1 protein-coding gene is annotated in these 1,109 nt (G+C 47.2%); it reads left to right on the top strand.

What is annotated here, in order from left to right; genetic code table 11:
• Window positions 1-35: 35 nt before the first annotated feature.
• A partial coding sequence (locus AB4486_RS24640; RefSeq protein ID WP_372119310.1) for a carbohydrate porin occupies window positions 36-1,109 on the top strand: 1,074 nt, incomplete at its 3' end.

A 1,109-nucleotide genomic window follows, 5' to 3' on the forward strand; every position in this document is an offset into this window, starting at 1 on the left:
TAATAACCTGATTCTAGATCTGAAAGGAATGGACGATGAAACTGTTACCTATTGCTGCTGCACTCTCTACTGCTTTACTTGCTCCTAATTTATACGCTGATGAAACCACGCCATTGGAGTTCAATGGCTACATGCGCGGCGGCGTTGGCCTGAGTAATGAAGGCGGCTCAAACAGCAAGTGGGAGGTGAGTAAAGTTGGCCGACTCGGCAACGAAAATGACCTGTATGGTGAGTTTGGCTTTAAGAAAGAAGTGTATGCTGAGGACGACGTTTCATTTTTAGTTGATTCCATGTTGTCGTACTGGCAAGGCCAAGATGAGAATGCCGCGGATAAAAGCGTGGATGTGGTGCAATTGAATGTTCAGGCGGTGGGGCTTTTTGAAGATAAGGACATTGGGATTTGGGCGGGTGAGCGCTACTACCAACGTCATGATGTGCACATCGTTGATAACTACTACTGGGATGTAAGTGGTATTGGAGCCGGCGTTGAACACATCAACCTAGGCCCTGGTAAATTATCGGTGGCTTTGATTCAAGACACGGTGACTGGCGATGTGTTTGATGGCAAAGAAACCACAGCCATGATTGCTGATATACGTTATGCGGGCATTCCATTGTGGAGCAATGCTGATCTTGAGGTCGGTATTGATATGAACTTCGCCAATGAAAAACAAGGTCAAACGGTGGATGCGGATGACAGCGTAATGCTAACGGCGAGCTTGAATCAAAACCTATCTGGCGGCTTCAACAAAACCATTCTACAAGTTGCTAACTCTGGTTATGCCGAGCAGATGACGACTTTTGGAACGGGTAAAGGCATCGTTCGTGATGCAAACAACAATGACGCCGATGGCTTCCGTTTGATTAACTGGGGCGTGCTTGCGATTGGTGAGAACATCGAGTTTGGCCACACTGTGCGTTATGCCGCGTCAACCGGTGTGGGTGCTAATAATAGTGATGATGACTCTTTCAGTGCCGTCATTCGTCCGCTTTATAAGTGGGACAAGCGCATGCGTACCATCCTTGAAATTGGTGGTTTTGTAGAAACGATTGATAACCAAGATGGGGCAGGTGGTAAATTCACAATCGCTCAGGCTTGGGTTCCACAA

Source organism: Vibrio sp. 10N.222.55.C6 (assembly GCF_041473395.1).
Classification (GTDB): Bacteria; Pseudomonadota; Gammaproteobacteria; order Enterobacterales; family Vibrionaceae; genus Vibrio; species Vibrio crassostreae_C.